Annotated in this window: 8 protein-coding genes and 1 tRNA gene; 7 read left to right on the forward strand and 2 right to left on the reverse strand. The window is 58.9% G+C overall.

Features of this window, described 5'->3' with window-relative positions; translation table 11 throughout:
* Together ABYO54_RS12805 and ABYO54_RS12810 are read right to left on the reverse strand one after the other, a co-directional pair.
* Positions 1-347, reverse strand: a 347-nt coding sequence (locus tag ABYO54_RS12805) for a hypothetical protein (protein ID WP_372808642.1), incomplete at its 3' end; no start/stop codon positions are given.
* Positions 348-349: 2 nt separating this feature from the next.
* The gene (locus ABYO54_RS12810) at positions 350-721 is read right to left on the reverse strand and encodes a BlaI/MecI/CopY family transcriptional regulator (RefSeq protein ID WP_372808643.1); all 372 of its coding nucleotides are present in this window, start codon (positions 719-721) and stop codon (positions 350-352) included.
* A 183-nt stretch (positions 722-904) separates the two neighbouring features.
* Here ABYO54_RS12810 and ABYO54_RS12815 point away from each other — a divergent pair.
* The 7 genes from ABYO54_RS12815 to ABYO54_RS12845 all read left to right on the forward strand — a co-directional run bounded on the left by ABYO54_RS12815 (position 905) and on the right by ABYO54_RS12845 (position 6,287).
* Positions 905-979 (forward strand) — tRNA-Arg (locus ABYO54_RS12815).
* Positions 980-1,056: 77 nt separating this feature from the next.
* Positions 1,057-1,428 carry a hypothetical protein gene (locus ABYO54_RS12820; protein ID WP_372808644.1) on the forward strand — a complete coding sequence of 124 codons (372 nt, stop codon included), beginning with the start codon at positions 1,057-1,059 and terminating at the stop codon, positions 1,426-1,428.
* Between the two features lie 176 nt (positions 1,429-1,604).
* Positions 1,605-2,936 (forward strand): replication-associated recombination protein A, encoded by a 1,332-nt coding sequence (locus tag ABYO54_RS12825; protein ID WP_372808645.1) that lies wholly within the window; start codon positions 1,605-1,607, stop codon positions 2,934-2,936.
* Positions 2,920-3,489 (forward strand): 5-formyltetrahydrofolate cyclo-ligase, encoded by a 570-nt coding sequence (locus tag ABYO54_RS12830; RefSeq protein WP_372808646.1) that lies wholly within the window; start codon positions 2,920-2,922, stop codon positions 3,487-3,489. The genes ABYO54_RS12825 and ABYO54_RS12830 overlap by 17 nt, the downstream gene beginning before the upstream one ends.
* A gap of 127 nt (positions 3,490-3,616) precedes the next feature.
* Positions 3,617-5,179, forward strand: a complete 1,563-nt coding sequence (gene rny, locus ABYO54_RS12835; RefSeq protein WP_372808647.1) for a ribonuclease Y — start codon at positions 3,617-3,619, stop codon at positions 5,177-5,179.
* Positions 5,180-5,192: 13 nt separating this feature from the next.
* Positions 5,193-5,822, forward strand: coding sequence for a uracil phosphoribosyltransferase (upp, locus tag ABYO54_RS12840; RefSeq protein ID WP_372808648.1), 630 nt, complete (start codon positions 5,193-5,195; stop codon positions 5,820-5,822).
* Positions 5,823-5,843: 21 nt separating this feature from the next.
* On the forward strand, positions 5,844-6,287 hold the full coding sequence (locus ABYO54_RS12845; protein WP_372808649.1) for a superoxide dismutase [Ni]: 444 nt from the start codon (positions 5,844-5,846) through the stop codon (positions 6,285-6,287).
* The last annotated feature ends 84 nt before the right edge of the window (positions 6,288-6,371 follow it).

The following is a 6,371-nucleotide window of genomic DNA, read 5'->3' on the forward strand; positions in this document are numbered from 1 at the left end:
GCAACCGGAGCGGTTACGACCGGCTTCGCCCCAACCTTTTCCACAACTTGCCGAACAACCGGCTCAGGCGTCGTTTCCACCGGATCAACGGGCTCTTTAAAAACATTGGTAACAGAAACTTCCGCCACCTGTTCAACATGACCGCTCATCCCAATAGGCAGTTGCAGATTGACCGGAAAACAAAGCCGAAGCAAAACCACGCACCACAGCAGATAGCGGAATCCGGCTGAAAGGCGCTTGCAACAGAGCGAAACCAACCAGACCGCCAAAACAAGAACCGTCAACTGCCAGTTCAAATCCCACAAAAGGCTCCCCAGTCGCTCTGCCAAACTATATCCCGTGCTCATGATTATTCCCCCTTATGCTCATCAATCAGCTTTTTCAGTGATTCAATCTCTTCCTTGTCCAGCTTCCGGCTCTCGGCCAAATGAGCAAACAGCGGAGCCAACCCATCATCCATCACAGTGGAGAAGAATGAGTCAATCGCATCGGAAACCACCCTCTTCTGTCTGACGCAGGGCTTATAGAGGCAAAGCGGACCCAGCTTTTCTCGCTTCAGGTAGCCCTTTTTCACAATACGATCCAACATCGTTTTCACGGTCTGGTATTCCCATTCTCGATCCGCCCCAATCGCTTCATAAATCTGCCGAGCCGTACTTTTGCCCTTTTCCCAACATAGATTCATGACAACCCATTCGGCCTTTGAAAGCTCCCTGCCCATAACAACCTCCACTCATACTGTAGCAACATCACTACATCTGTAGCGTCATGGCCGCAAGAAAATTCTTTCATTTTTCTTCAAACACCTCACTTCTCCGCAGCAGAAACAAAACCAATCTCAACAAACATCTTCAGATTTTTATTGCGGCCTCGCCGCAAGATCCCTATAAATCCGCCCTTTCGTGCGCCCATAGTTCAATGGATAGAATAGTGGCCTCCGAAGCCATAGATACAGGTTCGACTCCTGTTGGGCGCACCAGCTTCACTGTAACGTGATCCGTCAGGCTTGAAATCAATCACGTTTCACGACTCACTCGTCACGAAAAGGAAACTCCCATGTCAGCAGAAACCGGACTCGAAAACATCAAGATCGACGGCGCGAACCTCTGGAAAGAGGAGAACTTCACCGACCTCAAAGTCGGCAACATCCGCAAAATGACCCCGATCAAGCTCGACGGCAGCGAAGACGAAATGCGCACCGCAACATATTCGGCCACCACCAACATCATGACCCCCGGCGGCGCCCTGCCGATCTCCGGCGAGATCGAAGCCACCAACCTGGCCGAAGCCGTCGAAAAGTTCCCGGAGGCCATCAACGCCGCCGTCAAGCAGCTCCAGGAAGACATGGTCCGCATGCAGCAGGAACAGGCCAACAAAATCATCACCCCCGACGAACTCCGCGGCGGCAAGAACGATATCATCATCTAATCGCACCGCAATTCGATCGAAAAACCAGGAAACGGCCTCCGTTCCCTGGTTTTTTTTATGCCAAGGCGCATCGCGAAGCAATTAGCCGCGGGCCATATGGCCTCCCGTTGCAGACCGCACCATTCTCATCGAAATTTGCGTTTATTCACCGTTCGGAATCCTGCTATCTTCCACGGATGGATCTCTTCCGCGAACCCTCAGAAAAGCCCAAGGCGAAGGCCGGGGCGGGCACCGCCCCGCTGGCGGCGCGCATGCGCCCGAAGGCGCTCGACGAAATCATCGGCCAGGAACACATCCTGGGCGACGGCAAGTTGCTGCGCCGCGCCATCGAGGCCGACCGCATCAGCAGCGTCATCCTCTACGGTCCGCCCGGCTGCGGCAAAACCACGCTGGCCGAGGTAATTGCCAAAACCACCGACCGCCGCTTCGAGCGCACCAGCGGCGTACTGGCCAACGTCGCCATCCTGCGCAAGATTCTTGAGGGCGCCAGCCATTGGAAAAAGATGAACGGGCAGGACACCATCCTGTTCATCGACGAAATCCACCGCTTCAACAAGTCGCAGCAGGACGTCTTGCTGCCCTACGTGGAAAACGGCGACATCATCATGATCGGCGCCACCACCCACAACCCCTTTTTCTTCATCAACACGCCGCTCAACTCGCGCTCGCAGATTTTCCAGCTCCAGCCGCTTTCCGAAGAATCGATCACGCGGGTGCTCAAACGGGCGCTCGACGCGCCGACCGGGCTCAACGGGCTCGTCACCGCCGACGACGAGGCGCTCGGCCATCTGGCCGCCGTTTGCGAGGGCGATGCCCGCCGCGCGCTCAACGCGCTGGAGATTGCGGCGCTCACCACCCCGCCCGACGACGCGGGCATGGTGCACCTGACCCGCTACGAGATCGAAGAATCGGTCCAGAAGAAGGCGGTCAACTACGACCACGACGAGGACGAGCACTACGACACCATCTCGGCCTTCATCAAAAGCGTGCGCGGTTCCGACCCGAACGCGGCGGTCTACTGGCTGGCCAAGATGCTCTATGCCGGCGAAGACCCGCGCTTCATCGCCCGCCGGCTGATCATCCTCGCCTCGGAGGACATCGGCAACGCCGACCCGCGCGGCCTCACGCTGGCGGTTTCGACGATGCAGGCCGTCGAGTTCATCGGCATGCCGGAGGCGCGCATCGCGCTTTCGCAGGCCACGACTTATCTCGCCTGCGCCCCCAAGAGCAACGCCGCCTACCTCGCCGTCAACCAGGCGCTCCACGACGTCGAGAACGGCCGCACGCTGCCCGTCCCGAAGCACTTGCAAAGCGGCCCCAAACCCGACAAGGGCGACGTGAAATATCAATACGCGCACAATGGCGACGGCCACTTCGTCGACCAGGAATATGTCCCGACCGAAAAGGTCTACTACGCCCCGACCGCCAACGGCTACGAAGAGACCATCCGCAAGCGCATCGAATACTGGAATTCGCTGAGGAAACCCAAACATGAAGACCAAAGCTGAGTTACGCAGGGAGATGGCATCCAAGCGCCAGGCGCTGGATGCCGGCTGGATCGATTCCGCCAGCGCCGCAGTGGTTGAAAACCTCCAATCGCTCCCGGCCTTCCAATCCGCCAAAACGGTCGCGCTCTACATGGCGATCGGCGGGGAGGTGCGCCTCGACCCGCTTTTTGCCACCTGCCGGCAACAAGGCAAAACCACCGCGATCCCGGTTTTCAACCCGTCGACGAAACTTTACGAGATGGCGGCCATCACCGCAAACACGCGCTTCGAGACGGGAAACTACGGCATTCCCGAACCCGTGGCCCCGGCCCCCATCGCCCTCGCGGAAATCGACTTCATGGTGGTTCCGGGGGTCGCGTTCGACCGCCGCGGCAACCGGCTCGGCCGCGGCGGCGGCTACTACGACCGCCTGCTGGACGGCTTCCCGGGCGTTACGGCCGCCGTCGCCTTCGATTTCCAGATCGTGGACCATGTTCCATGCGCCCCCCACGACCTTCCCGTCGATTTTCTGGTAACGGAGACCCAAACCGCCGAAGTTCCAAACGAACGTTAGACAAACCCCCGTGCCAGAGTATAGATTGCGCGATTGAAAATTAGGGGATCGTGACTGCCCGTATGATGCGGAACCAATGCATCGGGTTTTCCATGGGGCGCGTTCCAACATGAAACGGAGGTGAACCATGGAACCTTTAGACTATAGCGGCTACGAATTCATACTCAGCATCGGGTTTCTGGTATTGGGCTTCTTTTTCCACGCCTATCTCACCAAAACCAATGCCATTGCCGCCAGCAAGCAATCGAAAGCCATCCTGACCGAGGCCCAGAAAGAGGCCGCCGTCATCCGCCGCGAGGCCAAGGTCCAGGCCAAGGACGCCATTCTGCGCGCCCGCGAAAACTCGGAGCGCGACCTGGCCGCCCAACGAAAGGACATCCTCGACCTGGAAAAACGCGTGGTCGAACGCGAGAAAAACCTCTCCAGCAAGCTCGATATGCTCAACACCAAGGAAGTTCAGCTGACCGGACGCATGAGCGAGATCAGCGATCAAAAAGAAAAGCTTTCCATGCAGCAGCGCGAACTGGCCCGGATGATCGACGAAGAGACGCGACTGGTCGAGAAGGCCGCCGTCCTATCGAAGGATGAAGCGCGGAAAATCATCATGAAGCGGATGGAGGACGAGCTTCAGGCCGAAGCCAACGGCCTGGTGCGCCACATCCAGAAATCCGCCAAGGAGGACGCCAAGAAGGCCGCGCGCGAAATCATCGCCACGGCCATCCAGCGCTATGCGGCCGAAACCGTCTGCGACCTCACCACCAGCTCCGTCTCGCTCGAAAGCGACGACATCAAGGGGCGCATCATCGGTAAGGAAGGGCGGAACATCAAATCGTTCGAATCCGAAACCGGCGTCAACGTCCTGATCGACGAAACCCCGGAAGTGGTGGTGCTCTCCTCCTACGACCCGATCCGGCGCGAGGTGGCCCGCGTGGCGCTCCAGCGCCTGATCGAAGACGGGCGGATCCATCCGGCGCGCATCGAGGAGACCGTGGCCAAAGTCCGGCAGGAGATCGACGAAACCATCCGCCATGCCGGCGAAGACGCCCTGTTCGGGTTGGGCTTGACCGGCGTCGCCCCCGAGCTCGTCCATATGCTGGGCAAACTCAAATTCCGCACCAGCTACAAGCAAAACGTGCTCGACCACTCCATTGAAACCGCCCACATCATGGCCCTGATGGCGGGCGAGATGGGGCTCGACTCCAAGCTCGCCAAACGCGTCGGCATCTTCCACGACATCGGCAAGGCGATGGACCACGAGGCCGAGGGCGGCCATGCCGTGATCGGCGCCAACCTGCTGCGCAAATACGGAGAAGACCGGATCGTCTACAACGCCGTCGGCTCGCACCACGAGGAGATGGAACGCGAGAGCATCTACGCCGTCCTGTGCGACGCCGCCGATGCCCTGACCGCGGCGCGCCCCGGCGCCCGCATGGAGACGACCGACCTCTACATCCAGCGGCTCGAACAGATCGAAAAGATCGCCAACCAATATGCCGGGGTCAAGAGCAGCTATGCCGTCCAGGCCGGACGCGAAATCCGGATCATGGTCGAGCCCAAGAAATTCAACGACCACGGCACCTCGCTGCTGGCAAAGAACATTGCCAAGCAGATCGGCAAGGAAGTCAAGATACCGGGCACCGTGCGGGTAACGGTCATCCGCGAAACGCGCTGCGTGGAATACGCGAAATAGGAGAAATAAAACAATGGGACAGGTTATTGAACTCAAACATCCGCTGGTCAAGCACCACATGGCATCGTTGCGCGACAAGCACACGCCGCCGCACATCTTCCGCGATCTGGTCCGGCGCCTGACGCTGCTGCTGACCTACGAGGCGACCGCCAAACTCCCCTTGCAGCCGATCGAGGTCGAAACCCCGCTGACCACGGCCAAGTGCAAGGTGCTCGGCGCCCGCATTGGCCTGGTGCCGATTTTGCGCGCGGGCCTCGGAATGTCGGGGGCCGTGCAGGAATTGATCCCGCAGGCCGAAGTTTGGCACCTGGGCTTCTACCGCGACGAATCGACCCTCAAACCCGTCGAATACTACCAAAAGTTTTCCGAGCATCCGCCCGAGCTGGCGCTGGTGCTCGACCCCATGCTCGCCACGGGCGGCTCCGCCTGCGAAGGCGTAGAAATGGTTAAGCGATGGGGCGTCGAGCACGTCTCGATGCTTTGCGTCATCGCCGCCCCCGAGGGCATCGAAAAACTTTCGAAGACCCACCCGGACGTCGATATTTTCGCCTGCGCGATTGACGAACGCCTCAATGAAAATGCATACATTGTCCCAGGCCTCGGCGACGCCGGCGACCGCATTTTCAACACGTTGCAACGATAACCCAACACAAGGAGCACACCGATGAGAACAAACACCGCCAAATATTGGACCATCGCGGTCCTGTTCGTTACCGCCACCGCCGCCACCGTTTGGGCGCACTGCCAGATCCCCTGCGGCATCTACGACGACCAGATGCGCATCCATCTGATGGAGGAGCACGTCACGACCATCGAGAAATCGATGAAGGAGATCGAAGCCGGGCAAAACCAGAACCAGACCGTCCGCTGGGTCATGAACAAGGAAGAGCATGCGGACCAACTGACCGAAATCGCCACCTACTATTTCCTGGCGCAGCGCATCAAGCCCGAGATGGACCACTACGAGGAAAACCTCAAGGTCCTCCACCAGCTGATCGTCTACTCCATGAAGGCCAAGCAGACCACCGACCTCAAGAACGTCGAAAAGCTCAAGGAACTCATCCACGAGCTCGAACACAACTACTTCGGCGAACAGCACAAGCATTAAGAGATTGGATTGCCGGCGAACGGGGTTGTTGGCCACGGCCGCCAACAATTTACCCACCGTCGTTCCACGAATCCTTCCGCTCTA

Source organism: Pontiella sp. (genome assembly GCF_041622395.1).
Taxonomy (GTDB): domain Bacteria; phylum Verrucomicrobiota; class Kiritimatiellia; order Kiritimatiellales; family Pontiellaceae; genus Pontiella.

Excerpts from the sequence above, each read along its gene's own strand:
- rny (WP_372808647.1), top strand. The coding sequence starts at position 3,617 with ATGGAACCTTTAGACTATAGCGGCTACGAATTCATACTCAGCATCGGG.
- ABYO54_RS12830 (WP_372808646.1), top strand. The coding sequence starts at position 2,920 with ATGAAGACCAAAGCTGAGTTACGCAGGGAGATGGCATCCAAGCGCCAG.
- ABYO54_RS12825 (WP_372808645.1), top strand. The coding sequence starts at position 1,605 with ATGGATCTCTTCCGCGAACCCTCAGAAAAGCCCAAGGCGAAGGCCGGG.
- ABYO54_RS12820 (WP_372808644.1), top strand. The coding sequence starts at position 1,057 with ATGTCAGCAGAAACCGGACTCGAAAACATCAAGATCGACGGCGCGAAC.
- ABYO54_RS12845 (WP_372808649.1), top strand. The coding sequence starts at position 5,844 with ATGAGAACAAACACCGCCAAATATTGGACCATCGCGGTCCTGTTCGTT.
- upp (WP_372808648.1), top strand. The coding sequence starts at position 5,193 with ATGGGACAGGTTATTGAACTCAAACATCCGCTGGTCAAGCACCACATG.
- ABYO54_RS12810 (WP_372808643.1), bottom strand. The coding sequence starts at position 721 with ATGGGCAGGGAGCTTTCAAAGGCCGAATGGGTTGTCATGAATCTATGT.